Source organism: Candidatus Amarolinea aalborgensis (genome assembly GCF_900491745.1).
Lineage (GTDB): Bacteria > Chloroflexota > Anaerolineae > SSC4 > Amarolineaceae > Amarolinea > Amarolinea aalborgensis.
This window is the reverse complement of the sequence record NZ_UETR01000006.1, coordinates 108,110-133,067: the sequence shown is the minus strand read 5'-3', so window position 1 is coordinate 133,067 and position 24,958 is coordinate 108,110. Positions and strand designations below refer to the sequence as shown.

Genomic DNA, 24,958 nt, shown 5'->3' with positions numbered 1-24,958 from the left:
CATGGCTCAGGCCGGACTGCGTCGCTGCAGCCCGGCGCTTCTTTTTGTGCCCGGCGGTGCTGTCAGCCGGTGCGACCTGCGCCTAACTCTGCGGCCGCAACCTGTTCCTTCGGCGAAAAGGTGATGTCTGGTCTCGCTTGCCGTAGGGATATTCTGTCGGCGTCCCCGCCAAAGGCCACGGTCAACCGCGACTAGGCCATAAGGTATGATAGGTATCATGTTGAAAACGCGCGCCAGGGGTTACAATAGACTGGCAGTCCAGGCATGCTTGATGGCACTGATGCACCAATCTGTGTGAGCACAACCTTCTCATAGAGGAAAACGGATGACTCGTGTTGCTGAAATCATGACAGAAAACCCTGTCACGGTTCAACCCTCGCAATCCATTGATACGGCCATCACGCTGATGCGTCAAGGCAACTTTCGCCGTTTGCCAGTTGTCGAAAACGGACGCTTGGTTGGTATCGTGACTGATCGCGATATGCGCCGTGCGACCAACTCTCCCATCCTGTTGCATGAAAAATGGTACGATAACTTTCTTCTGGAGCACATCGAAGTGGGCGCTTGCATGACGCCCAACCCGGTGACGATTTCGCCGGATGCCGATGTGCTCGAAGCCGCCGTCACCATGCGCAGCCGGAAAGTGGGCGGTATTCCAGTTTTGCGCGCAGGCGTGCTGGTTGGAATCATCACCGAAACTGACTTGCTCGACCATTTGATCGAGCTACTTGAGGCCGAACAAAGTAATCAGGCGCCAACCTGAGACACCGTCAACGATGACGGCATTTCCAAAGGAGGAACACGTATGGCAAGAGGTACTGTTGTAGTTGCGGCGAATCGCTGCAAAGGCTGTGAACTATGCACCACTGTCTGCCCACAAGAGGTGTTGCACATGTCAGCCGCCCTCAACGCAAAAGGGTATCACCCGGTTGAACTGATAGACCCACAGGACAAATGCACAGGCTGTGCTTTATGCGCTGTCATTTGCCCTGATGTCGTGTTCAAGGTCTATCGCTATCAGGCAAAGACGCCGCAGCGGGCTGCCTTGGCGGCCTAGTTTTGGAAAATTGAACACAGATCAAAGGAGATTAACCATGGCAAAGGAGCTATGGAAGGGCAACGAAGCAATCGCCGAAGCTGCCATCCGTGCCGGCGTAGAAGCCTACTTTGGCTACCCGATTACCCCCCAGACCGAATTATTGGAGTATATGGCCGCCCAAATGCCTGCACTTGGGCGAGTTTTTTTGCAGGCCGAAAGCGAGCTAGGCGCCATCAACATGGTGTACGGCGCGGCCTGCGGCGGCTCACGTGTCATGACCTCATCGTCAAGCCCTGGCGTCAGCCTGATGCAAGAAGGCTTGTCTTACATTGCCGGGTCCGAAGTGCCCTGCGTGATGGTTGACATCATGCGCGGGGGACCTGGTTTGGGCAACATCCAGCCTTCGCAGTCAGATTACTTTCAGATGGTGAAGTCAGCCGGGCACGGCGACTACAACAACATCGTGCTGGCGCCTGCCACCGTGCAAGAAGCGGTTGACATGACCTATGAGGCTTTCGATCTAGCCGATCGTTATCGCACCACGGTCGTTATCCTGGCTGATGGCACCATCGGGCAAATGATGGAGCCGGCCGAGATGCCGCCCAGCAAGCCTCTACGCACCGAAAAGCCAGACTGGGCGCTGTGCGGGGCCGTTGGTCGGCCGCATCGTTCGATCACGTCGCTCAACCTGACGGCTGAGGGGCTGGAGAAGCACAATCTGCATTTGCAGGCCAAACTGGCAGAGATCAAGGCGCATGAAGTGCGCAGCAAAGAGTTCATGACCGAGGATGCCGAGTATCTGATTGTGGCCTTTGGCACGATGGGGCGGGTAGCCACTTCGGCCATCCGACAGGCGCGGGCGCAGGGCATTCGTGTAGGTCTATTGCGCCCAGTCACGCTTTGGCCTTACCCAGAGGATCGCCTGCGCGAGTTAGCGGCCGGCAAGAAAGCAATCCTGGTGGTCGAAATGAACGCTGGCCAGATGCTCAACGACGTCAAAGCCATTGTAGAGGGACGGGCGCCGGTGCACTTCTATGGCCGTATGGGCGGTTCGATCCCCCTGCCTGACGAAATTCTGAATTCACTGCACACCCTGGTTTCACTCTACAGCACGGTGAAGTCGAACGGACACACCAACGGCTTCAAGCATAACGGCAGTGGTCAGCCGGGCGCGGCGCTGCGCCAGATGACCACGGCGAATGCCCTGACTACGAACCCGGCGGAGGTGACGTCATGACAACACAGACTCTGGCGCTTGACGATATGGTAGTCGTTTATCAGCGCCCCGATTCACTCACTGACGTGCTGACGCACTACTGCCCAGGGTGCACGCACGGCATCATTCACCGCCTGGTGGCTGAAGTCCTGGACGAGCTGGGCGTGCGTGAGCGCACCATTGGCGTCGCACCAGTCGGCTGCGCTGTCTTTGCCTACAACTACTTCAACGTGGACATGGCCGAAGCGGCCCATGGCCGCGCGCCAGCCATGGCGACCGGACTGAAGCGCACGCAACCCGACAAGGTCGTTTTCACCTACCAGGGCGACGGTGACCTGGCGGCCATTGGCACCAATGAGATTATCCATGCGGCGGCGCGTGGCGAGAAGATTACGGTCATCTTCGTCAACAACGCGGTCTATGGCATGACCAGCGGCCAGATGGCGCCGACCACGCTTCCAGGCCAAATCACCACCTCGTCGCCCAGTGGTCGCGATGTCACCCTGGCCGGCTATCCCTTGCGCGTGGCTGAGCTGATCGCAGGGCTGCCGGGCACGTCGTATGTGGTGAGGCGCTCAACGCACAATGTACGCGAGATCAACCGCACGAAGAAGGCCATTCGCACGGCTTTCCAGGCGCAGTTAGCCGGGCAGGGACTCTCCTTCGTGGAGGTTCTGTCGTCCTGCCCCACCAACAATCACACCACGGCGGCCGAAGCGCTGACTTGGATCGAGAAACAGATGGTGCCTTACTATCCGCTGGGCGACTACAAGGTGATAGATGCCGTTGCCCGTCTGAACTAGGCAGGGAACCTACGCATTCGGACTTCACACAGAGATATTCACAAAGGAGTGAATCAGATGGAATTCTCGATCATTTTCTCTGGCTTTGGCGGGCAGGGTGCTCTGTTCGCCGGCCAGTTGATGGCCTACGCCAGCATGGATGAAGGCAAAGCGGTGACCTGGATCCCGTCCTATGGCCCAGAAATGCGCGGCGGTACAGCGCACTGCATTGTGGTCGTGGGGGATGAAGAAGTTGGCGCCCCCCTGGTGCGGACTCCTGACGCCGTGATCGCTCTCAATCTGCCGTCCGTGGATAAGTATGAATCGTTGGTCAAACCGGGCGGCTTCCTGATCTACAACAGTTCGTTGGTGCCGCGTGCCGTGACGCGTGCGGACATCCACGTGATCCCCGTGCCGGGCAACGAGATTGCCACAGCGCTGGGAAATGTAAAATTGACGAATGTCATTATGCTAGGCGCCCTGCTGCAGGCCACCAACCTGCTGCCGCTCGAAGCCCTGGATCGAGCGTTGCTGGCCCACCTGCCAGAGCGCAACCGGCGCTTCCTGGAGCCAAACAAGGTGGCCCTGCGCCGCGGCGCGGAGTATGCCATGCCACTGCACGCATGACGGCCTGGCGATTGTGATAACAGGAGACAAGATAATGTATCAGAACATTCTCGTACCGCTGGATGGTTCAGCGCTGGCCGAAGCCGCGCTTCACCACGCGGAGGCCCTGGCGCTGGAGTTCAAGAGCAACATGATCCTTCTGCGCGTGGTCATTTCGCCCTACCAGTTGATTGCGCCTGACTTGGTCCTTTCCGGCGCAGTGACTGAACTGCCCGGGCTGCGTGACCAGGCCGCGCAATACTTGCAGGGTGTATCCGGCGAGCTGCGCGAAAAGGGTATCTCGTACCAGACTGCCATTTTGGATGGCCCCGTGCCCGACGCCATCACTGATTTTGCCAAATCTGAACATGTAGACTTGATTGTCATGTCCACACATGGCCGAGGTGGGATCAGCCGCTGGGTGTACGGCAGCGTCGCCGAGAAAGTGCTGCAGGCTGCGCCTTGTCCCGTCTTGCTCATTCGTGCGCGTGGCAAATGACGCTTTTTATCTATGGGGTGGCCGCCGCCGCCCCACATGCCGTGTGATAGACACAAAGGAGTGTAACTATGACAACGCCGTGGCAACGACGATATGCACAGCGCAATCAACGGATGAGCAGTTCCATCATTCGTGAACTGCTCAAGTTTACGCAGCAGCCAGATATTATCTCGTTTGCGGGTGGGTTGCCCGCGCCCGAGTTTTTCCCGGTCGAGGCTTTCCGTGCCGCGGCCGATAAGGTTCTTGCCCAGTCGGGCAGACAGGCATTACAATACAGCGCGACGGAGGGCTACGGGCCATTACGCTCGCTGATTGTGGATAAGATGGCGCATTATGGCATCCATGCCAAAGAAGACAATGTCCTCATCACCTCCGGCTCGCAGCAGGCCCTTGACCTGATCGGCAAGCTGCTGATCAATCCCGGCGATACGATCCTGGTCGAGCGACCAACGTACCTGGGCGCGCTGCAGGCCTGGAATGCTTACCAGGCAGAGTACATTGAGGTGCCCATTGACCGGGACGGGATGCAGGTGGATCTGCTCGAAGAAGCGCTGCGCGCCGGCGTCAAGTTTATGTATGTGCTTCCCAACTTCCATAATCCCGGCGGCGTAACCCTATCCTTGGAACGGCGGCAGGAAGTGGTGGAACTGGCGGATCGTTACGGCATCCCTATTATTGAGGATGATCCCTATGGCGAGCTGCTCTATGAGGGCGAACATTTACCTAGCCTGGTGCAGTTGGACTGTGAACATCTCGAGTCGCGAGCGTGTGATGGTCACGGCTACTTCAAGGGCAATATCATCTACCTGAGCACGTTCTCCAAGACGCTGGCGCCCGGCCTGCGCCTCGGTTGGATTGTGGCGCCAGTGGAGGTCATTCAAAAGTGCGTGCAAGCCAAGCAGGGCATGGACCTGCACAGCAGCATTTTTGATCAAATGGTGGCGTACGAGGTGGCCAAGGACGGCTTCCTGGAAAAGCATGTACGCACCTTGCGTAAGGTCTACGGTGAACGCCGGGATGTGATGCTGGCGGCCATGGCGCGCTACTTCCCGCCAGGCGTGCAGTGGACACACCCGCGCGGCGGCTTGTTCTTGTGGGTTGAATTGCCGCCGGAGATCAATGCAGAAGAGCTGCTGCAAGATGCCGTGCAAGAGAAGGTGGCGTTTGTGCCTGGGCATGCGTTCTATGCCGCGGGCCGCAGCGGCGGGCATCTCAACACCATGCGCCTCAACTTCTCCAATGCGGAGCCAGCCATGCTCGAAGAAGGAATTCGACGCCTGGCGCGCGCCATTGAGCGGCGTATGACCGGCCAAACGACGCTGGTGGCTGCACCGGCGCCTGCTTTGAGCATGAACTAAGCGCAGTTCAACTCGTTTGCCCGGGCCGCGTGCATCGGCGCATGGCCTGTGGCGCATAAAAACACGAAGGACGAAAGATCAGTGTGGATGACCGTTCGTCCTTCGTATTATCCTCGCAGGAAATCCGGTTGTTGGCGCTGTTGTCAGAAGCGCCGCGTAGCGCCCAAGACCGGGTTTTGGGTAGACCTGGCTGTGGACCGCTTCAAAGGAGACGAACAGTGCCAACCTATTTTGTGCGCGACATTATGAGTTCTCCGGCCCTCACGATTCATTATGAGGCCGACCTGGATGAGGCGGCAGCCACGTTGGAAAGCCAGAAAATCCGTCGTTTGCCGGTGTTGGATGACGATGGGCAACTGGTGGGTATTCTGACCCAGGGCGATGTACGCGTGGCCTCGATGGCGACGGCTGTAGACCCCTATGACCCCAGGTCAGCCACCTGGTTGACCGTAGGCGACGCCATGACGCGTGACGTCTATACCGTGGCGCCAGACGCCCCAGTCGTGGAAGTGGTTGAAATGCTGTTGGCGCACAAAATCGGCGGCCTGCCAGTCGTAGATGGCGATGGCGCTGTGATCGGGATGGTGACAGAGACAGATATTTTTCGACTGCTCGTACGTGAGTGGAAAGAAACTTGACCGATTTTGCCAAGCGACGTGGCTAACGGTTGCTTGCGGATGGAAAACAGCAAAGCGAAGGAGATCATATGGATATCGGAGTCCCGCGTGAACGCAGGGCCAGCGAGTATCGGGTGGGCATCACGCCGGCAAATGTGCAGATTTTGCACGACGAGGGGCATCGCATCTACGTAGAGCAAGGCGCCGGTGTTGGCAGCGGCTACAGCGATGAGGATTACCGTCGCGCGGGCGCAATCTTGGTCTATGCCACCGAAGAGGCGTTTGCCCGCGCCGAGCTCGTACTCAAAGTGGCTCGTCCTACGCCCGAAGAAACCATCTGGCTGCGCAGCGACCAGGTCGTCTGTGGCTTCTTGTATCTGCCGGCCGCGCGCAAAAGCCGTGTGCAGCACTTCCTGAACAACCATGTCACGGCCATCGGCTATGAGACCATTCAAGAGGACGATGGCTCGCTGCCTGTGCTGCAGCCAATCAGTGAAATCACCGGCCGCATGTGCGCCCAAGTGGCCGCGCGTCTACTGGAGAACACCAGCGGCGGCAAGGGTATTCTGTTGGGCGGCGTGCCTGGGGTGGCGCCGGCTGAAGTCGTCATTCTGGGCGGTGGCATGGTAGGCGTCAACGCCGCGCGCGTTTTCCTCGGCCTGGGCGCCAACGTGTACCTCCTGGATCAGGACATCAAGCGCCTGCATTTTATTGATAACCTGTTCATGGGGCGTGTGGTCACGCTGATGTCCAATCCACTCAATGTGGACAAGATGGTGCGCTTTGCCGATGTCGTTGTCGGCGCTATTCAGGTGCCAGGCGCGCGCTCACCGATTCTGATCAGCCGCGAATTGGTGCGCAGTATGAAGCGTCGCTCCATCATTATGGATGTGGCGGTGACGACGGGCGGCTGTGTGGAAACCACGCGACCCACCACGCACACATCCCCCACCTACATCGAAGAAGGCATAATCCACTACTGCGTCCCGAATATGACCGGCATTGTGGCGCGCACGGCCACGCACGCTTTCAACAACGCAGCCTGGCCCTATATCCATAGTATTGCGTCCGAGGGTTTGGATGCGGCCATCGAGAAGTCACCATCACTGGCGCGCGGCGTAAATATCCGGGCAGGCAAGATCCTGCTGCCTGGCCTGACTGCCGCCTACAGTATGAGCTCATAAAGAATGTGGGATGATTGAGCTATGAATAACTGGATGATGCGCTGCTGGAACAAAATCGTTCTAGCCGATCAAGCGGTACAGGCCGTCAAGTCAGGGGACCGTCTTTTCTTGACAGGGAATTGCAGCGTTCCCCAACAACTCCTCAACGCGCTGGTCAACCGGGCCGCAGCCGGCAACCTTGAGAATGTGGAGATTGTGCAGGTTCTAACGATCGGGGATGCCAAGTATGTAGCGCCAGAAATGGCGGGCAAGATTCGCGTCAATGCCCTCTTCATCAGCCACAATGTACGCGGCGCGGTGAACGATGGCCGCGCCGACTTTACGCCGGTCTTTTTGTCGGAGATTCCGGGCTTGTTCCGCAATGGGCAGCTGCCGCTTGACGCTGCTTTGATTCACTGCTCCCCGCCCGATGAGCACGGCTATCTGTCATTTGGCGTGGAGGTTGGCCTGACCAAGCCGGCCGCACAAAATGCGAAGATCGTCATCGCGGAAGTCAACGAATTCATGCCGCGGGCCCTGGGGGACAGCTTCATCCATATCAGCAAGGTGGACTACATGGTGCCGGTCAGCTACCGGCTGCCGGAAGTGCCGCAAGGTACGCCCGGCGAGCTGGAGAAGAAAATTGCCGAGCACATTGTGGACCTGATTCCTGACGGGGCCACCATGCAGATGGGAATTGGCGCCATTCCCGACGCCGTGCTGCATTTCCTCAACAGCAAGCGCGACCTGGGCATTCACACCGAGCTTTTTTCTGACGGCGTCATTCCCCTCGTGGAAGCTGGGGTCATCAACAACGAACGCAAGACGCTGCATCCTGGCAAAATCGTCGCCGGGTTCATCCTGGGCAGCCAAAACCTGTATGAATTTGTGGACAACAACCCGATCGTGGAGTTCCACCCGCAAGATTATGTCAATGACCCGTTCATCATCGCGCAGAATGACAACATGGTTTGCATCAATTCTGCCATCGAGGTGGATGTGACAGGCCAGGTGTGTGCAGATTCGATCGGCACCAAGTTCTACAGCGGGGTTGGCGGGCAGTTGGACTTCATCTACGGCGCCTCCCGCAGCAAGGGCGGTCGGCCCATTATCGCCCTGCCCAGCACCACCAAGAATGACACGGTCTCACGCATTGTTCCCATGCTGCAGCCTGGCGCGGGCGTCACCACGAGCCGCAACCATGTCCATTACGTCGTGACAGAGTACGGCGTCGCCGAGTTGTATGGCAAGACGATTCGTCAGCGCTGTCTCAACTTGATTCGTATCGCGCATCCGAAGTTCCGTGACGAGCTGACTGCCTGGGCCAAAGAGCAGCACTACCTCTAGCGCCCCTGTCTCGTTACCTGCGCAGAAGCCCGATTTCGCCATGAAATCGGGCTTCTGCATCATTCACCTCACCAACTCTTCACTAATCTCCCATAACCGGCGGCGCACAGCCACATCGCGACTGTGCGGAGCGGAGGGCACCGCGCGCTGGTTGTCGAAGTAGGCGCCGGTGACCGTCTCCACCTCAGGCGAGGAGGCCAGGTAGACCGAGGTGCGTGCGCCTGCATCCGGGGTGGCGCCGCCGATGCCAAATCCGGTCTGCAGCAGCTTGGTGCCAATAACGCCGGGGTGCAGGCAGTTGGCGGTCACGCGGGCGTCGGCCGTGCGTGCGGCCAGCTCATAGGTAAAGAGCACATTGGCCAGCTTGGACTGCGCATAGGCCTTGTAGCCGCCAAAGGCGCGCGCGCCTTGCAGGTCGTTGAAATCAATCTGTCCACGCTGGTGCGCCACCGAGCTGACGGTGATGATGCGCGCGGGCGCGCTCTGTTTGATCTTGTCAAGCAAGAGGTTGGTTAGCAGGAAAGGCGCCAGGTGATTGACCGCGAACGTCATCTCAAAGCCGTCCTCGGTGACCTGGCGTTCGTTCATGAAAACGCCGGCGTTATTGATGAGCACGTGCAGCTGCGGATAACGCGTCTGCACCGCGGCCGCTAGTTCACGCACCTGGCGCATGGATGAAAGGTCCGCTGGAATGAAATCAACTCGCTCATGGCCGGCCGCTTGACGCAGCTCAGCCACGGCTTCCTGCCCACGGGCGATGTTGCGACCGTGCAGGATCACCGTATGGCCCTGCACAGCCAGCGCCCGCGCCGTGGCCTTGCCGATGCCATCCGTGGCGCCGGTGATCAGGATCGTTTTCGGATTCATGGTTCGTGTTGTGCCTTTCTTTGGGCTTTGCTTTGGATTGATTGGACTGCCAATGCTCACGGGGAGTCACAGGTAATCTGCCGTTTTGATGACCGGTTCTGGGAATGGGACGAACACAGCGGTTCGCCCAGCCGCGCGTGCGGTCACTGGAGTGAATTTGGAAACTACCTGCGGCAATTCATTGTAAGCTGCCACAATCGCCCAATACACGGATGGGCGATTGATGCGCTGCGACGGCGGTACATACGGATGTGGTGTCGAGGTTGGCGTCCAGGGGCCTCCTGGCCCCACCCATGCTCCCGCATATGGGGTTGCCGTTGGAGCAACCCATTGCGGGTCTGGAGTTCCAGGCATCATCATTGCGGGCGCATGAGTGGAAGTTGGCAAACACACGACGCTGATACAAGGCCCGCGGTAAGCCGGCGGCGCGGCTGGCAGCGCAGGATCAGGCCCGTTGCAGTGGCTGGCTCCCTCACATTCTCGGTGACCCGAAGGATCCACGAAGCGCAGAGGATTATTGGCCGCATAGCTGTACCGATTCAAGCTCTGCGGATTGCCCGGCTGCGGCACGATCGTATCCGCGCTGATGAACCGCCCGATGACTGGATCATACCAGCGTGCCCCATAATACAGCAACCTCGATCCGCTGTCCCGCCGCTGACCGGTGAAATTGAAAGTCGTCGGCGTTGCGCCGGCCGTGTAACGCGGCGCGCCGTAGGGGTAGTACCGAATCTCGGTGTTGGTGTTCAGCCGATTCCCCGCGCTGTCCAGGGTCACCGCCGTCGAGCCGAGATGATCGCCCAGCAGGTAGTAGAGCGCGCCGCCGCTGTTCTCCGCCACGCGCACGGAACCGGCGTAATAGTACTTCTTGACCGCCCCGTTGTCTATTGCGTACGTGTTGCCGACAAAGACCCGCGTGACGCCAGCGATGGTCTCTTTGACCCGGTTACCGTCGCCGTCATAGACGTAGCTCGCCGTGATGCCGCCGGTCATCGCGGTCAGCCGGTTCTCGGCGTCGTAGGTGCTCGTAGAAACCATTCCGGGCCTGATAGGTCTTGGAAACCTGTAAGGCCCGGCCCGTCGCGGTCATAGCCCGCTGACGCACGGAATGTTGGACAGCAAGACCCTATGGGGAGTCGAGATCATCGCGCCCTCACCCTAACTATGCGCGCGTCGCGGTTATTCCGGTCACCATACGAAGACGATTCACCTCTCATCTTGGGGGATATCCGACCGTGCGTAGTACCACTTGGACCCCGGTCCGACAACAAGCACTTTGTCCTCCGGGGTAAACAACTTCCAACTTTCGATCTCAGTCGTATCTACTGCAAACAGCCGCAAATACAAGCCGCCCTCAAACTCGAAGGTTGCATCAATGGCAGGGGAGGATAGAGACACAGATTGCATTTTGCGTCCTTCTAGTTCTTGTACTGCGGTTTTGAGCCGCTCTCGGGAATCCTCCCCAGCAATAACGATTTGATCCTGCCGATCTATGCGCCATTCGCACCCGCAGAGCCATAGATACCATTCTCCATACGATCGGCCAAACTTGTTGGGCGCCAACTGCCTGCCGAACTCCAGTGTAACAAAATTGCCAATCCCCAGGCGGACATTCCGAGCTTCTTTGCCAACCAATGGCGCCACCAACTCGCTTACGGCGTCTAGATCAGGCTGTGTCACCATTATTTTCCTCCAAACAGATCGCGAGCCAAGTTGACGATATCGTCGAATCCAGGGTTCTCAAGTTCATGTAATGCTTCATGAAGTTCCTGTATTTCGTCGGGCGACAACTTCCGTCCCAACTCCTGCTCCAATTCTCGCTGAGCCGATCGAACAGCTCCCCTGAATTGCTTGTTTTGCGCAGTATTACTTCCCGGTCTACCATGCTTCTGAACATCTCCCATTCTCTCGACCGGGTGGCTCTTGGCATACAACAACACCCCAGCGCCATGGCCGGCCAACGCGCCGCCGCCTGCAACCATGGCGCCTTCGGCGACCAAAGCTCCCCCTGCTGGCAATGCACATACGCCTGCAGTGGCAAGAGTACACACCCCGCCACCCCCCAACGTCGGCGCGATGGCAGCAGTCCCAGCAGCAGCCATGCCAATTCCCGTGGCGATTTCAAACTTAGCCTGGGCATCGCTCAGTATCGCTCCCAGTTCACGCCCTTGCTGGTAGCTGTCGCTTTCAACCGACGACAGATCGCCGTGCACAGCAAGCGCCGCAAATGCGCCGAGTGACAGATTATTCAGGTACTGAGACACTGCACCCATGGTATAGCTGAAGGCATTGTTCACCCATTCAGGCCAGTGACCTGTGCCATCTACCGCCCCAAGAGGGTTATTCAGTACATAGCTGTACCGATTCAAGCTCTGCGGATTGCCGGGCTCGGGTACGATCGTATCGGCGCTGATGAACCGCCCGATGACCGGATCATACCAGCGGGCGTTGTAGAACAGCAAACCACTGCCGCTGTCCCGCCGCTGACCGGTGAAGTTGAAGGTCGTCGGCGTCGTGCCTGCCGTGTAACGCGGCGCGCCGTAAGGGTAGTACCGAATCTCGGTGTTAGCGTCCAGCCGATTGCCCGCGCTGTCCAGGGTCAATGCGGTGGAGCCGAGGTGATCAGTCAGCAGGTAGTAGAGCGCGCCGCCGCTGTTCTCCGCCACGCGCACGGAACCGGCGTAATAGTACTTCTTGACCGCCCCGTTGTCTACTTCGTACGTGTTGCCGACAAAGACCCGCGTGACGCCAGCGATGGTCTCCTTGACCCGCTGGCCGTCGCCGTCGTACACGTAACTCGCGGTGACGCCGCCAGCCATCGCGGTCAGCCGGTTTTCGGCGTCGTAGGTCAGCGTGACATCTTGACTGCCGCTGATACGCCGCGTGGCGTTGCCATTCTGGTCGTACCAGTATTTCTGATAACTGGCCGTCGTTCCCCCGACGTGGGTCACGGCATGCTTATGCGCGCTATCCTGGTAATAGAGGTTCGTGCCTGCGCCCTCGAAAGTGGTGAGGTTGCCCGCATTGCTGTAGGCATAACTGCGTTGAGTGTAGCCACCGTAGGTGGTGGAGCCGCTGGCCTGGGCTGTGCTCAGGCGATCCAGGGTGTCGTAGGCGAAGGTCTGCGCCTGGCTCCCACCGTATGCCGCGGCATCCGTGATCATCAGCACGTTGCCCGCATCGTCGTAGGTGTAGGCGATGTTCTGCCGGTTGTCGTTGGTCGGACTCGTGCCTGCCTTTAAGCTCACCAGGCGGAAGTTCTCGGCCGCACTGTAGGCGTACAGTTGCTTCACGATGCCCGTTGTACTGCCCAGCCAGCGCTCCCCCACCTGCCCACGCACGTTGTGCTGCGTCTTGCCGACGTAATACACGCCGCCGTTGCTCTGCACCGTGTCGAGCAGCCCCTGCGTGGTGTATGCGTAGTTCACCTGCTCGCCAATCTGTCCCGCACTGCCGCCAGGGTATTTCATCCACACCGGCCGATCGGCCGAGTCATAACTCCACTGCGTCACGAACGTGCCGCCGCCGGTTCCGTTGATCACCCGGCTCTCCGCCGTCACCCGGCAGCGAGCGTCGTACGTCCAGGCGATGCGATTGTCGAGCGCTCCACCCGCCGTATGCCGTCTCCGACTGTTGGCTCCCAGACCAGTTCTCAGCAAAATCAAAGAATGAACTGATCATCGGCGCCGCAATTCAGTATGGCAAATCGCTCAGGAGTTGTCTTGAAGTGACCATCACATTCCGCTACGCGGCGAACCAAGCGCAATGAGTAGAGCCGTCAAGAACATCAAGAAGGCAATGATTCCTGAAACTCTTATCATTAGCAGCTGATACCAAAATCGTCTTGCATATTCCCTTGGATTTTCATCAATAAGTCGCATGGCTTCTCGGGCCAAGGGGCGAATCTCTTCATCTCGGAATAGCTTCGGAAAGATGAACTTGGGCCAGCGCATGACGGTTTGGATGACAGTCATTGGCGAGAACAAACACACAACACCAACCGCCAAGAGCACAACGAGGAAGACTGCTTGGACTGTACTGATCATCATGGCTGTTGTTTCTCCCATAGCCTTTTGAGTGCTTCAAGGAGGTTTGTGGGGCCAAAAATCAGCCAGTCATGCTCAAAGGTTGCATGAAGTTCACCCGGCCATGGCCCCTCCAGCGCTGCTCCTCCAGCGATGTTTAAGCCGAAATAGGCTTTTTCGCCATCAGAGAACAAAACGCCCTCTGCACCAATAGACGCAACTTCTCCGAGTTGGCCACCGAGTTGAACAGAGAAGCCCTTCAACTTGTCCACAGTAGGCGCTGTTGTGATCATGAGATTCGGGCCTAGGCTATTGAAGCCGACCGCACTATAACCACCCGCACCGCCTCCAGCAAGTACTGCAACGTTTCCTTGTCCATCCAATGCGATGGTGGCTCCGCCCCGCAGCCCAAGCGCCGCAAAAATGGCACCGCCCAAACCTATGGAGATCGTCCAATGGCCTGTTGGATCGATGTAGCGGAGGGTGTTGTTGCGAGCGTAAGAATAGCGATTGGAGTTTTGAGGATCAGTGGGACCGAAATGGTTCAATTGGGTTCCATACGAGAGGCACGAATTTTCCGCTTCCTTGACTCGAACAATGGGCGTCGCCTCTTGGAACCACTGCACGACGCCAAGTCCACACGGACTATCGTTACGATTCTCCCGATTGAGCTCTGCAAGGATGTCGTAGTAAGAGAAATCAACCGTCAGGCTAGAGATCGTTGTAGCTGTGGTGTCCGGCACGATCGTATCCGCACTGATGAACCGTCCCAACGCCGGGTCGTAGTATCTCGCGTTGTAGAAGTACAGACCGATGCTCGCATCCTCGCGTTGACCCGTGAACCGGTACGTCGTTGGCGTCGCGCCGAAGGGCGTGCCGCGTGACTCGCCCCAGGGTTTGTACCACAGTTCCGCGGTGCGCACCCCGCTGACGCCGTCCACGGTGACTGTGGTGCTGCCCAGGTGATCGCTCAGCAGCCAGGAGAACGTCCCCGCCACACGCAGCGCAATGCGCCGGTCGCCGAAGGTGTAGTATTTCGTGTGCGTCGTCGTGCTGCCGACCACCTTCTTCTCGTACAAGCTGCCGACGTAGGTGATCGTCTCGCCGTTCAGCACGCTCTTGATGCGATTGCCATCGGCGTCATAGGCGAAGCTGGCCGTCGCCGCGCCGCTAATGTTGACGAGCCGATTCTCGGCATCGTAGGTCAGGGTGTATGTGCTGCCGCCAACCGTGCGCCGCCGCATGTTGCCATTCTGGTCATAGCAGTAACTGTTACTATTAGGACTTACGCAAGACAGCGAATTTGACGTGTAAGCGGTCAGCGGTTAAGGTAGCCGCATGAAAGCTAACACAGAACGCGTTACGCGTCTCGACTACTGTCAATATCTGCTCGTGAGCCAGATCAACTACACGCTTACGAACTACGCTGAGCACACCGAGCAGTTCAGCCACGATATGGCGAACCGGTATTTGGCTGACGATGCGCTGCGCCCGCACCTGGTCTGGGAGAACACCCGGGATCATGTGGTGCAAACGCCGTACGGGTTCCTGGTGTTTGACGACACCATTGTGGACAAGAACTTCTCGCACAAGATCGAGTTAGTGCGCCGGCAGTACAGCGGGAATGCTCACGGCGTCATCAAAGGGATCGGCGTGGTGACTTGTGTCTACGTCAATCCCGAGACCGATCAGTTTTGGATCATTGACTATCGGATCTACGATCCGGCCGGCGATGGCAAGACAAAACTCGACCATGTGGCGGAGATGCTGCGCAACTGTGTCTATCAAAAGCAGTTGGCCCTGTGGGCGGTTTTGATGGACACCTGGTATGCGACGAAAGACCTCCTGTTACAGATCGAAGACTATGGCAAAATCTACTATTGCCCGCTGAAAGACAACCGACTGGTGGACGATTCAGGGGGCACGCGGCCCTATCGCCGTCTGGATAGCCTGTCCTGGAGTTCCGCCGAACAACAGCATGGCAAAATGATCAAAATCAGGGGCTTTCCGGCCCAGCACAAGGTGAAAGTTTTCCGAGTGGTGCTGTCTACCCAGCGCACGGACTATGTCGTCACCAACGAGATAGCGCAAGACAACGTGGAGGTCGTCCAAGATGTGTGCGGCTTCCGCTGGAAGGTCGAGCAATTTCACCGCGAAACTAAGCAATTGACCGGTCTGGAAAGCTGCCAGTGCCGCAAGGCCCGCATTGTCCGCAATCATATCGGCTGCGCCATCTTGGTTTGGGGGCGCCTCAAGCAAGTTGCCTACGAAACGCAGCGCACGATCTATCAGGTCAAGCATGGCCTGTTGGATGACTACCTGCGCCAGCAGCTCAAAGCGCCTGCAATCAAAATGTGTCTTGCGTAAGTCCTAACTATTTCTGATCACGGGTAGCTGGCAACATGCCGTCCATCAAGTCATGACTTGAGAAATTCTGAGTCTGTTGGTATTCGGCATCCAGAACACACTGATTGGTCCCCCCAAATTACCTTCGGTCCGGCTCTCGAGAATCCTCACCCATCTCGACTAATAGCTTTGAAGCCGTTTCTCTGACCGATTTTGCTTCCTCCTGGAGCAGGTGTCTCAGGCATCTTGCTACCTCATTTGGGTAGAATCTGCGCAAGACTGTGGCGGCCTCTAGCCGGATGTAAGTCCATTTGTCATCGAGAAGTGGTACGGCCATGCGAACTGCGTCGTCGTCGCCCAACACTTCAATGATCGCTAACGCCGTATCGCGATCATCTGGGTTCGGGCTGGAGACCAAACGCTTCAGGATACTCCGGCCCTCAGTCGAATTATGATCAATGAACTCTAAGCCCGCTCGAGTTCGTGTGTCAACATATCCGTTGTATTCCTCGAATACCCATCGAATAATTGCTTCTCGTTCCGTCGCAAACGAACTTAACAGTCCCTCAACGACTTCCCACTCGGCTGCTGGAGAACCACGATCGTAGGCAAGATTTGCCTTGATGTCACGCAGAATGTCGCTCATATCAATGTACTCCAGGTTCTACACGCCATTCCTCATAGGAATCACAACATACGATGCTCTGAACGGAAGAATCCTTCCATGCCCCATCGAACTTGACGCCCCAAATCACTTTGGCGATCTCAAGAACGCATCGATTAGGTCAGCGTATTGTGGCAGAATGTATCCATCCGGCCCGATAGCATCGATGAATAATGAGTAGTGTCCTACTCCACCGTACTGTGGGGTGTACACTGCGGCTTTACTCGGATCCAATCCAATCTTCTGTGCATAGGCTTGCAGGTCTTCTACTGTATGCCCCCAGAACTTGGGAGGTAGATTATTCCCACAGCCTTCACACCACGCGGAAACACCGTCCTTCCCGATGTCAGCAGGGTTTTCCACGTGCTGCCTGGTCGCAATACCTCCCTTGCCGCGCCGGACTTTGGGATTTGAAGCCCCGCATGAAGGACAAGTAGTGTTTGCCTGGACAAACAAGTCCCCCAGCATTTGGCCTTCCATGACTGCACCAGCACCCGCAACACCAAGGCCGTGCGCCGCGACTGCTGCGCCGGCCACCATTGCAGTCGCGCCAGCTGGGCAGAGTACCCCTGTCCCGCAGGCCACAGCACCACCCCCGATCAGGCCTACGCCCCCGGTCATCTCCGTCACTCCCTGGACCACAGTGGCTACGTTGCCAAGGTGCCGGCCAACGGTCATAGGGACAGGCTCATTCGGTTGAACTGACAAGGCTTCCTGAGCCTGCGGGACCATCCAGGTATTGACAGAAGCCCATTGCGCTGCAAATCCCAGCAGGAAGTTGACGGCATCCACCCAGTCATGGCCCGATGGGTCGCCATATCTTAAGGGATTATTGGCCGCATAGCTATACCTATTGAGACTCTGCGGATTCCCCGGCTGGGGGACAATCGTATCCGCCTGCGCGAACCGCCCCAGCGAGCTGTCATAGTATCTCGCGTTGTAGAAGTAGAGACCGATGCTCGCATCCTCGCGTTGACCCGTGACCGGTACGTCGTTGGTGTCGCGCCGAAAGGCGTGCCGCGTGACTCGCCCCAGGATTTGTACCACAGTTCCGCGGTGCGCGCCCCGCTGACGCCGTCCGCGGTGACTGCGGTGCTGCCCAGGTGATCGCTCAGCAGCCAGGAGAGCGTCCCCGCCACACGCACTGCGATGCGCCGGTCGCCGAAGGTGTAGTATTTCGTGTGCGTCGTCGTGCTGCCAACCACTTTCTTTTCGTACAAGCTACCGACGTAGGTGATCGTCTCGCCGTTCAGCACGCTCTTGATGCGATTGCCATCGGCGTCATAGGCGAAGCTGGCTGTCGCCGCGCCGCTGATGCTGACGAGCCGACTCTCGGCATCGTAGGTCAGGGTGTACGTGCTGCCGCCCACTGTGCGCCGCCGCATGTTGCCATTCTGGTCATAGCAGTAACTGCTGCTGCCCGCGGTCACCGCCGCATGCGGCTTGCTCAACGCACCCTCTGGGCAACTGCTCGCCTGCACACCGTAGCTGTACGCGCCCACCCCAGTTTTGGTGGTCAGGTTGCCGTTGGGAGCGAAGCCATAGGTCTCAGTTGGGTAGACGCCATTCGCACCACCGCTCGCCACGGCGTTGACCAACCGGTTCAGCCGGTCAACCGTGAAGTCCTGCATCTGCGGACTGCCAGCCTTCCAGTCCTTGATCCAATCCACGTTGCCGACCGCATCATAGGCATAGGTCAGGTTCTGCAAGCTGCTGAGGTTCCCCGGTATCCCAGACGTCAGCTGCTGCAAGCGCCCTTGCCCGGTGATGGTCGTCCAGGGGTAGTAGCTGAACCCCACCTGCACCACCGGATCGCTGTTGCTGCTTTGCTTGCCTAACTTCAGCTGTGTCAACCGCCCGGCCACATCATACACTGCATTGCCGCTTTGCACATAATCCACACTACTGTACAGGCGCCCCGGCAACCCCTGCGCCGTATAGGCCAGGTTCACCGTTTCCGCGCTCTGCGCGGGGTAGCTCAGGCTCAAGGGCCGATCGGCGGAATCATACGTGAAGCCCAGGGCATACGCCGCCCCGTCAATCGTGTGGGTTTCCGCCGTCACCCGGCCGCGGATGTCGTACGTCCAGGCGATGCGATTGTCGAGCGCACCGCCTGCCGTGTACACATCGGCCTGCGTGCGTCGCCCTTTGCCGTTCGCACCGCCGTCGTACAGGTATTCCACGCTCAACGCGTTTGCTCCGTAGGTTGTCGGCTTTGCCCCGGGGCAGTTCGCATCGCTGCGATAGTGCTTGCCCGCCAGGCGGTTGTGCCCATCGTAGTAGAAGCAAATCTGCTGCCCGCGGCCATCAGCCTGCCGCTTCAGGTTGCCGGCCGCATCGTAGGCGTAATTCCACACCCCCATGTCGGGGTCGCTCATGCTCGTCTTGCGCCCCAGCAGGTCATACCCGATGGCGGTTATCGCCCCATCCGCACCGGTCATCTGCGCCAGCCGGTCCGCCACATCGTAGCTGTAGCTGGCCTGCCCGTAGACCGTCGCTCCCCAGTTCGGTGTAGCCCCCGCCGCCAGCGTCAGATCGTACTGCTTGACGCTGACCAGCCGGCCCCAAGCATCGTATTCCGAAATTGTCTGATGGTTCACCGCATCAATCACGGCCGTCTGCCGGTTCTGGTAGTAGGTGCGCACCGTCGCGCCATCAGGCTGCGTCACCTGCCGGATACGCCCCAGGCGGTCGTAGGCTGACAAGGTGGCTGCCAGGCCATTCCAATTCACCGCCTGATACGCCACGCCGCTGACCGTCCCCGTGTACGGGGCCGACACGGCTGCTTGATTGCCCAGCTCATCGTAACGCTGACTCACCAGACTCCACTGGCTGCCATCGTACTCCTTCTGCGTCTGCCGCGCACGCCCCAGCCCGTCGTAAAACGTGCGCTCTTCCAGGTAGGTCGCACTCGCGCTGGCGTCGCCATTGCCGTCATCGCGCAGCAAATGTCGCTGCACGTACAATCCCTGGTCGGTCGTGTAGACAATCTGCTCCGTGGCCGGATTGCTGAACCCCGCACCGGGCTTGCGCACCTCTGTCAGCCGGCCAAATGTATCGTAGGTGTAGCGCGTGACCGCCAGGTTGGCATCGGTTTCGCTTTGCACCTGCCCCACCAACCCGTTGCCCCCCGCTGCCGCATTGATGCCGTAACGTGTGTAAGTCGTCGTCAGCGTCGCGCCGCCCAACTGGCTGTCCGGCTGTATGCTCACGCTCATCGCATAGGCATGAAACGTGCTATCGAAGACGGTTGTCACGGTGCGACCGTTGGCGGCGGTTTCTTTCGTGCGGTTGCCCCACGCATCGTAGTCGTAGGCTGCCGATCGCACCCAGTTGGTATTACATGCCGTTCCCCCTTGCCCCGCCTCCCACACCTCCTTCAATTGTCCATTGGTCGGCGCCTGGTTATACGCCGCATAGCCGCTGTTGTTGTCGTAGACGTAACGGCTCTGACCCCGACATATCCCGGCCTCGCTTCCCTCCCACAGCTTCTCCTCCGCTACCTGGTTGACGATGTAAGCCGTGGCGTCGTTGCGTGGGAAATAGACCCGCTCGTTGGTGCGATACGGTGTCGTGGGCGCCGCTTCGCTGTACAGCCTGCTCAGTCGCAGGTTGCCATACGCAGGATCATAGACATACACGGTCTTGGTGTAACGTGTCGGCGGGTCCGTGCCGTTGGGGTCCACGACGTATTCGGTCTTGTCTTGCAGATAAACGAAGGTCATCCCACCCGGTGTGCCCACGTTGGTCTCGTTCCAGGTCTGCAGTGTACGCGCCAGCAAGTTGTTCGTGACGCCCGAGCCTGCCCGGGTTTCTGCCTTGTACAACTTACCCTTCCAACGCCGCAGGTTGGTCGTGGTGTGGAACCACTGCCGTATACGCGTGTCCGGCTGGCCGCTGCCGATCAAGGCGCCGCTCCCTACCAGCGTCATTTCCGCTTCGGCAAAGCCCCCCGCCTCGCTGTCCCAGGTCGTCGTGTACCAGTATTGCGTCACGATGTCAGGATCGCTCCCGCCTCCGCGCCGCCGCTCCTGCTGCACTACCATTCCGCCGTTCGAGCTGATATAGGCAATCTCCACGCGCCCATGGTAGCCGTTATCTACCGCCGCCATGAATCCATCCGTCGTGCCGCTGCCATAGGTGTAGGTCGTTGGCGGCAAGGTGCTGTTGTCTGCGCCATAGCGCGTGATCGTGCTCAGATAGAGCCGGCTCTGCGACGGCGCGGCCGGGTTCGTGAACGCGGTCATGCCCAGCCCCACCTTGTGCAGCAGCGTATTGTTGGCGCGCACTTCGACCTGTTGCAGGTATTTCCGTGTCCAGAAGACCTGGTACCCGGTCTCGTCGAAGTGCTCAGCCCGATCCTCTCGGTTCAGGTAGGCAAGCTGCACCTTGAAGATGCCGCCTGGCCCATAGCTGATCTCCTTCACCCGCGCCGCGCGCACCTGGATGCGCGCATCGCTGGTGTAATCATTGGGACACACTGGCACATTGACTGCCAGCAGCGTGCCTTCGTAGTCATAGCTGAAAGTCACACGATTGGCTGTGGCCGGCGTCGTATCGCGCACTTCGGTCAACATCCACTTCGTGAAACGGTGCACCACGCGCTGTTCCGTCGAGGGCGTCCAATCCCCGCCGCTGCAGTCGCGCACGTACAGCATCGGCTCGAAGTGATACGTGACGCCCCCCTCGGTCGTCACCTCCCACACCTGGTTGTCCCGGTTGTACTGGCCGGGCGTTTGGGGCAAGTCAATCGTCTTGAAGGGGTTGGCTGGTGTACTGGGGTCGAAATACTCCATGACGGGATAGTCCGGATTGGAAGCGGTCGGCCGGCGGATCTTGAGGAAGGGGTCTTGCACGCTGTAGAAGTACCCGCCGTGTTCTTCCAGTTCATGCGTCATGCCGTCGAGGGTCAGGCTGTACTTGCCTGTGCTCAGGTCGCGCAGGACGTAGCTCAACCCGCCCAAGTCCCAGCCCCAGCCGGCCAACTGATGATGTCCGCCGCCCGCCAGGCTGCGACTGCTATACTCCAGGCTCAGCCCAGGCGCAAGCCCACCCGGCCCCGGCGGCGCCTCGATCGGGTAGCTGACGGTCCAGGCGCCGTTGTACAACTGCGACTGCATCCCCTTGATTCCCGGCGCCGGTTCCGGCACAATGCTGTTACCTGCCGCAAACAGCGTGAAGTGCGTCAGGGTGGTGGTCAGTTCTCTCTGCTCCTGATCCACGCTTGTTGGCAAGACGACCCAGCGCCCGTCGGCCGTGTCCTGGTAGAACAGCGCAGCCCCCGGCGGCCAGGGCGTCCCTTCATCGCCTGCCGTCGGGTCGCGATAGTTCAGCGTCAGCGGCGTGAGAAATTGTGTGATCTCAACACCAGATAGTTCTGTGGCAATCAGTTCAAACTGGAAACTGAGATTTGTCGGCTGATCGGGGACCGCAGCATGTGATACATAGCGTACCAGGGTCGGCGCGCTGACCGCACCGGCCGGAATGGCGAGGACAACCCGTCCATCGCGGCTGTGCAAGCGGCTCTCCTGGTCTGGCATCACCCACACCTCATCCACACCCCCAGGGGGCGGCGTGACGGTGGGCGTCGGCGTCTGCGCCCAGGTTGCGGTGCTTGTGGGCGATACATCCGTTGCTGTAGCCGTCGGCGTCGGCGTGCAGTCCGATCCCAGGCAGGGCGGCGCCGCGCGTGTGGCCGTCGCTGTTGGCGTGGCGGTTGGCGTTGGCGTGCAGTCTGACCCCAGGCAAGGCGGCGCTCCAACCGTTGGCGTGGCTGCCAGCGGGGCTGCGATGGGATTTGAGCCGTGGGCAGGGGACAACCTATTAGTAGTGGTATTTATTTGCGGGTGGGGGTAGCCGCAGTCGCCGCTGAGGTCAGCAGGCTGCAGACAACCAGCAGATGGACGACCAGCCGCGGACGCGCCGCCAGCCGCGGGACAGGAAGGCGCCCTGAAGAGCGATGGAACGATGAGGAAGGCCAACGGGTCATGACAACAGACTCCTTTCATGCAGCGAACGAAACGGGGCGGGGTCAGGGAGATTTCCTGACTGCCAAAGGATGTCTCAGGCGGGAGGGACCTGCGCCATACGCTTCCGAAGTTAGCAGACTTCGGAAGCCGGGAGACGAGCTTAGACCTGGCAAGAGCATAGCACAGTCTTGTGGCATTGTCAATCGGAAATCAACATGATTACACGGACTGAAAACCTCCAAATACGCATGCACTGGATGTTACGTCGTGGAATTACCGCGCTGCGTTTTGTAGCTGACGTGACGTCCATGGGTGGGCTTAGCTTGCACGGAAAAGATCGCGCCGATGGTGTTTGCACGAAACACGCTCTTGACCTACAATCTGGCCGCCATCCACTATGCAAGACGAGGTAGATCATGTGGCAATATGCGATGGGCTGGCGCGAGATTTTCACCCGCATCCTGGGCGATTTCGCGGTGGAAGAAAACGTCACACCGCCCTGGTTACGTAATCCAAACACCAAACGACTCCTCAAGCTCGACCTGTATTACCCCGACGTTGGGGTGGCGGTGCGCCTGCAAGGCCTGCAAGGCCAACGCAAGGTGCGCAAGAGCGACCAGGAAGAGATCGAAGAGGCGCAGCGTGATGAGCTGCGCGAAGAATTGTGCCGCCAACACGGCGTCCGCCTCATCAACGTGGATTTGGGCGCCGGCGAACCGCGCGCTGTTTTCAACGAACTGAGCCGCGCGCTGGCGACGGCCTCGCGTGTGGTGGCGCAGGGCGACAGCGGCCGTGTAGACAAAGGACGCTTGATGCCTGACCTGGCGCAGGCCCGCCAGACCCTGGAACGTGTGCGGATGCAGGTGCGCCGTGCGGAGGATGTTGCGCTGTACGCCGATGCCTGGCGCGACCGCGAAATGGCCGCGATTGCCGCCGCGCAGGCCGAGGCCAAGCCAGCCCACACGCCGGGCGGCGCATCGTTCAAATCAGGTCGCATCATCGCCACGGTCTACAAGCCCGGCGCGGAGGTCAAGCACGAACGTTTCGGCCGCGGCACGGTGGTCGCCACACAGCTCGACGGCGATGACATGGCGATTACCATTTCCTTCGTCACCGCGGGCGAGCGCAAGTTCCTGGTCAGCCTGGTGCAAGACAAGCTCACGCTCATGTAAAGTTGGCGCGGCGTTCTTCTTCCACGGCCTTAGGGAATGGGCGCCAGTGGAATCGGCGTAAAAATCAGGATGAAGATGAGAATGGCGACTCCGGCCAGCACGCGCCGCGCGGGATCGAGCCTGGTGATCTCGTTCAGCGGCGCGGGATGTTCCAGCCCGGTGACAAAGAAGATCAATGCCGCCCACACGTACCAACCGCTCCAGGCCACCGCGCCCAGCACCAGCAGCACACCCAACACGCCATAACCGACCCAGCGCGAAGTGATGCCCAGGGCGTACAGGATGTGCCCACCGTCCAGTTGACCGACCGGCAGCAGGTTGAAGGCGGTCACGAGCAGGCCAAACCAGGCCGCAAAGGCCATCGAGCTCAGGTTGACATCCACGCCGCTGCCAGGCAGCCACTGGCCGTAGATCAGCAGCTTGAGCAGCGCGTACAGCAGCGAATTGCCCTCTTGCACGCCCACGCCGCCGCTGATGATCGGTTTGACCGGCGAGGCGAGCAGGCCAATGACCAGCAGCGGCAACGCCACCACCAGGCCGGCCAGCGGTCCAGCCACGGCGACGTCGAACAATGCGCGCCGATTCTCCACGGGCGATTTCATCTTGATGAACGCGCCGAACGTGCCCAGGCCAAACGGCACTGGAATGAAATAGGGCAGGGTCACATCCACCTTGTGCCAGCGCGCCATGAAATAGTGCCCCAACTCATGTGTGCCCAAGATCGCGAGTAGGGTGAAAGAAAAGGGAACCCCGCGCAGCCAATCGGCCAGGGAGCGCGGCAAACCGTTGACTTCACTGCTGGCGCCGATGAAGAGCGTGGTCAGCAGCGTCAGCAGAAAAAGCACGCCGTTGATCCACGCCCGCGAAGGCTTGGCTTGGACGACGCCGGGCATCGCCAACACAATATCCTCATCACCGGCGCGGCGCAAGACCAGGGTGTAGCCGTGACGCTGAAAGCGCTCCTTGATGATCGGAAAGGCCTGTTCGGCGGCGCTGAGCAAACGGCCGCCAAAGCGAATCGGCTGCTCAGGGCTGACCGGGTAGGTCATCTGCCAGATGGTAAATTGATCCTGCAGTTCGTTGCGCAAAACCCAGGCGGCGGTTTCAACAGCGCTGGCGGTTCCAAGCGCCGGTTCTACGGAAACAACCGTGGGTGAAGAAGCAGAAGCGGTCATGAACACCTGCGGCGCGGCATGAATTAGAGGTCGCGAACCATGTCGAGGCTTCCAAGCCAAACGCCGGACGCATTATCGCGCGGGCGAACGGCTTTTTCGGGAATCGCTGGTAC

21 protein-coding genes are annotated in these 24,958 nt (G+C 59.2%); 12 read left to right on the top strand and 9 right to left on the bottom strand.

The genetic code is table 11. From position 1 onward, the window contains the following. The first annotated feature begins 325 nt into the window (after positions 1 to 325). The 10 genes from ACPQ6D_RS10325 to ACPQ6D_RS10280 all read left to right on the top strand — a co-directional run bounded on the left by ACPQ6D_RS10325 (position 326) and on the right by ACPQ6D_RS10280 (position 8,627). Entirely contained in the window at positions 326 to 763 is a 438-nt protein-coding gene (locus tag ACPQ6D_RS10325; RefSeq protein ID WP_423224239.1) for a CBS domain-containing protein, read from the top strand. A gap of 42 nt (positions 764 to 805) precedes the next feature. Next, on the top strand, positions 806 to 1,057 hold the full coding sequence (locus ACPQ6D_RS10320; RefSeq protein ID WP_423224238.1) for a 4Fe-4S dicluster domain-containing protein: 252 nt from the start codon (positions 806 to 808) through the stop codon (positions 1,055 to 1,057). Between the two features lie 37 nt (positions 1,058 to 1,094). Beyond that, positions 1,095 to 2,276: a 3-methyl-2-oxobutanoate dehydrogenase subunit VorB gene (locus ACPQ6D_RS10315; protein ID WP_423224237.1), complete on the top strand. Its 1,182-nt coding sequence runs from the start codon at positions 1,095 to 1,097 to the stop codon at positions 2,274 to 2,276. A 26-nt stretch (positions 2,277 to 2,302) separates the two neighbouring features. Then, positions 2,303 to 3,058, top strand: coding sequence for a thiamine pyrophosphate-dependent enzyme (locus ACPQ6D_RS10310; protein ID WP_423224392.1), 756 nt, complete (start codon positions 2,303 to 2,305; stop codon positions 3,056 to 3,058). Positions 3,059 to 3,115: 57 nt separating this feature from the next. Next, complete coding sequence (locus ACPQ6D_RS10305) at positions 3,116 to 3,664, top strand: 2-oxoacid:acceptor oxidoreductase family protein (RefSeq protein WP_423224236.1); 549 nt, start codon at positions 3,116 to 3,118, stop codon at positions 3,662 to 3,664. Between the two features lie 34 nt (positions 3,665 to 3,698). Then, entirely contained in the window at positions 3,699 to 4,142 is a 444-nt protein-coding gene (locus ACPQ6D_RS10300; protein ID WP_423224235.1) for a universal stress protein, read from the top strand. Positions 4,143 to 4,210: 68 nt separating this feature from the next. Then, positions 4,211 to 5,500 carry an aminotransferase-like domain-containing protein gene (locus tag ACPQ6D_RS10295; protein WP_423224234.1) on the top strand — a complete coding sequence of 430 codons (1,290 nt, stop codon included), beginning with the start codon at positions 4,211 to 4,213 and terminating at the stop codon, positions 5,498 to 5,500. Positions 5,501 to 5,718: 218 nt separating this feature from the next. Then, entirely contained in the window at positions 5,719 to 6,138 is a 420-nt protein-coding gene (locus tag ACPQ6D_RS10290) for a CBS domain-containing protein (RefSeq protein WP_423224233.1), read from the top strand. A gap of 68 nt (positions 6,139 to 6,206) precedes the next feature. Continuing rightward, complete coding sequence (gene ald / locus ACPQ6D_RS10285; RefSeq protein ID WP_423224232.1) at positions 6,207 to 7,301, top strand: alanine dehydrogenase; 1,095 nt, start codon at positions 6,207 to 6,209, stop codon at positions 7,299 to 7,301. Between the two features lie 21 nt (positions 7,302 to 7,322). Then, positions 7,323 to 8,627, top strand: coding sequence for an acetyl-CoA hydrolase/transferase family protein (locus tag ACPQ6D_RS10280; RefSeq protein ID WP_423224231.1), 1,305 nt, complete (start codon positions 7,323 to 7,325; stop codon positions 8,625 to 8,627). A gap of 63 nt (positions 8,628 to 8,690) precedes the next feature. Here ACPQ6D_RS10280 and ACPQ6D_RS10275 read toward each other — a convergent pair whose 3' ends face one another. From ACPQ6D_RS10275 to ACPQ6D_RS10250, 6 genes are all read right to left on the bottom strand, one after another. After that, positions 8,691 to 9,494, bottom strand: a complete 804-nt coding sequence (locus ACPQ6D_RS10275; RefSeq protein WP_423224230.1) for an SDR family oxidoreductase — start codon at positions 9,492 to 9,494, stop codon at positions 8,691 to 8,693. A gap of 66 nt (positions 9,495 to 9,560) precedes the next feature. Then, complete coding sequence (locus ACPQ6D_RS10270) at positions 9,561 to 10,532, bottom strand: RHS repeat-associated core domain-containing protein (RefSeq protein ID WP_423224229.1); 972 nt, start codon at positions 10,530 to 10,532, stop codon at positions 9,561 to 9,563. Positions 10,533 to 10,700: 168 nt separating this feature from the next. Next, complete coding sequence (locus ACPQ6D_RS10265) at positions 10,701 to 11,177, bottom strand: hypothetical protein (RefSeq protein ID WP_423224228.1); 477 nt, start codon at positions 11,175 to 11,177, stop codon at positions 10,701 to 10,703. Beyond that, on the bottom strand, positions 11,177 to 13,036 hold the full coding sequence (locus ACPQ6D_RS10260; protein ID WP_423224227.1) for an RHS repeat-associated core domain-containing protein: 1,860 nt from the start codon (positions 13,034 to 13,036) through the stop codon (positions 11,177 to 11,179). Before ACPQ6D_RS10260 ends, ACPQ6D_RS10265 begins: the two co-directional genes overlap by 1 nt. A gap of 192 nt (positions 13,037 to 13,228) precedes the next feature. Further along, on the bottom strand, positions 13,229 to 13,543 hold the full coding sequence (locus ACPQ6D_RS10255; protein WP_423224226.1) for a hypothetical protein: 315 nt from the start codon (positions 13,541 to 13,543) through the stop codon (positions 13,229 to 13,231). Then, complete coding sequence (locus ACPQ6D_RS10250; protein WP_423224225.1) at positions 13,540 to 14,763, bottom strand: RHS repeat-associated core domain-containing protein; 1,224 nt, start codon at positions 14,761 to 14,763, stop codon at positions 13,540 to 13,542. Before ACPQ6D_RS10250 ends, ACPQ6D_RS10255 begins: the two co-directional genes overlap by 4 nt. 94 nt (positions 14,764 to 14,857) lie before the next feature. On the opposite strand from ACPQ6D_RS10250, the gene ACPQ6D_RS10245 reads away from it, so the two are divergent. Then, the gene (locus ACPQ6D_RS10245) at positions 14,858 to 15,886 is read left to right on the top strand and encodes an IS701 family transposase (RefSeq protein ID WP_423224224.1); all 1,029 of its coding nucleotides are present in this window, start codon (positions 14,858 to 14,860) and stop codon (positions 15,884 to 15,886) included. 118 nt (positions 15,887 to 16,004) lie between these two features. Here the strand turns inward: ACPQ6D_RS10245 and ACPQ6D_RS10240 are convergent, their stop codons facing one another. Together ACPQ6D_RS10240 and ACPQ6D_RS10235 are read right to left on the bottom strand one after the other, a co-directional pair. Beyond that, entirely contained in the window at positions 16,005 to 16,511 is a 507-nt protein-coding gene (locus tag ACPQ6D_RS10240) for a HEAT repeat domain-containing protein (RefSeq protein WP_423224223.1), read from the bottom strand. Between the two features lie 839 nt (positions 16,512 to 17,350). Next, positions 17,351 to 22,537: a hypothetical protein gene (locus ACPQ6D_RS10235; protein ID WP_423224222.1), complete on the bottom strand. Its 5,187-nt coding sequence runs from the start codon at positions 22,535 to 22,537 to the stop codon at positions 17,351 to 17,353. Between the two features lie 377 nt (positions 22,538 to 22,914). Here ACPQ6D_RS10235 and ACPQ6D_RS10230 point away from each other — a divergent pair, with 377 nt between their 5' ends. After that, positions 22,915 to 23,670 (top strand): hypothetical protein, encoded by a 756-nt coding sequence (locus ACPQ6D_RS10230; protein ID WP_423224221.1) that lies wholly within the window; start codon positions 22,915 to 22,917, stop codon positions 23,668 to 23,670. A 29-nt stretch (positions 23,671 to 23,699) separates the two neighbouring features. Here the strand turns inward: ACPQ6D_RS10230 and ACPQ6D_RS10225 are convergent, their stop codons facing one another. Continuing rightward, entirely contained in the window at positions 23,700 to 24,845 is a 1,146-nt protein-coding gene (locus ACPQ6D_RS10225) for a site-2 protease family protein (protein ID WP_423224220.1), read from the bottom strand. Between the last annotated feature and the right edge of the window lie 113 nt (positions 24,846 to 24,958).

Excerpts from the sequence above, each read along its gene's own strand:
- ACPQ6D_RS10235 (WP_423224222.1), bottom strand. The coding sequence starts at position 22,537 with ATGAAAGGAGTCTGTTGTCATGACCCGTTGGCCTTCCTCATCGTTCCA.
- ACPQ6D_RS10225 (WP_423224220.1), bottom strand. The coding sequence starts at position 24,845 with ATGACCGCTTCTGCTTCTTCACCCACGGTTGTTTCCGTAGAACCGGCG.
- ACPQ6D_RS10265 (WP_423224228.1), bottom strand. The coding sequence starts at position 11,177 with ATGGTGACACAGCCTGATCTAGACGCCGTAAGCGAGTTGGTGGCGCCA.
- ACPQ6D_RS10310 (WP_423224392.1), top strand. The coding sequence starts at position 2,303 with ATGGTAGTCGTTTATCAGCGCCCCGATTCACTCACTGACGTGCTGACG.
- ald (WP_423224232.1), top strand. The coding sequence starts at position 6,207 with ATGGATATCGGAGTCCCGCGTGAACGCAGGGCCAGCGAGTATCGGGTG.
- ACPQ6D_RS10230 (WP_423224221.1), top strand. The coding sequence starts at position 22,915 with ATGTGGCAATATGCGATGGGCTGGCGCGAGATTTTCACCCGCATCCTG.
- ACPQ6D_RS10305 (WP_423224236.1), top strand. The coding sequence starts at position 3,116 with ATGGAATTCTCGATCATTTTCTCTGGCTTTGGCGGGCAGGGTGCTCTG.
- ACPQ6D_RS10240 (WP_423224223.1), bottom strand. The coding sequence starts at position 16,511 with ATGAGCGACATTCTGCGTGACATCAAGGCAAATCTTGCCTACGATCGT.
- ACPQ6D_RS10250 (WP_423224225.1), bottom strand. The coding sequence starts at position 14,763 with ATGCGGCGGCGCACGGTTGGCGGCAGCACATACACCCTGACCTACGAT.
- ACPQ6D_RS10275 (WP_423224230.1), bottom strand. The coding sequence starts at position 9,494 with ATGAATCCGAAAACGATCCTGATCACCGGCGCCACGGATGGCATCGGC.
- ACPQ6D_RS10295 (WP_423224234.1), top strand. The coding sequence starts at position 4,211 with ATGACAACGCCGTGGCAACGACGATATGCACAGCGCAATCAACGGATG.
- ACPQ6D_RS10300 (WP_423224235.1), top strand. The coding sequence starts at position 3,699 with ATGTATCAGAACATTCTCGTACCGCTGGATGGTTCAGCGCTGGCCGAA.
- ACPQ6D_RS10325 (WP_423224239.1), top strand. The coding sequence starts at position 326 with ATGACTCGTGTTGCTGAAATCATGACAGAAAACCCTGTCACGGTTCAA.
- ACPQ6D_RS10315 (WP_423224237.1), top strand. The coding sequence starts at position 1,095 with ATGGCAAAGGAGCTATGGAAGGGCAACGAAGCAATCGCCGAAGCTGCC.
- ACPQ6D_RS10320 (WP_423224238.1), top strand. The coding sequence starts at position 806 with ATGGCAAGAGGTACTGTTGTAGTTGCGGCGAATCGCTGCAAAGGCTGT.
- ACPQ6D_RS10270 (WP_423224229.1), bottom strand. The coding sequence starts at position 10,532 with ATGGTTTCTACGAGCACCTACGACGCCGAGAACCGGCTGACCGCGATG.
- ACPQ6D_RS10245 (WP_423224224.1), top strand. The coding sequence starts at position 14,858 with ATGAAAGCTAACACAGAACGCGTTACGCGTCTCGACTACTGTCAATAT.
- ACPQ6D_RS10255 (WP_423224226.1), bottom strand. The coding sequence starts at position 13,543 with ATGATGATCAGTACAGTCCAAGCAGTCTTCCTCGTTGTGCTCTTGGCG.
- ACPQ6D_RS10280 (WP_423224231.1), top strand. The coding sequence starts at position 7,323 with ATGAATAACTGGATGATGCGCTGCTGGAACAAAATCGTTCTAGCCGAT.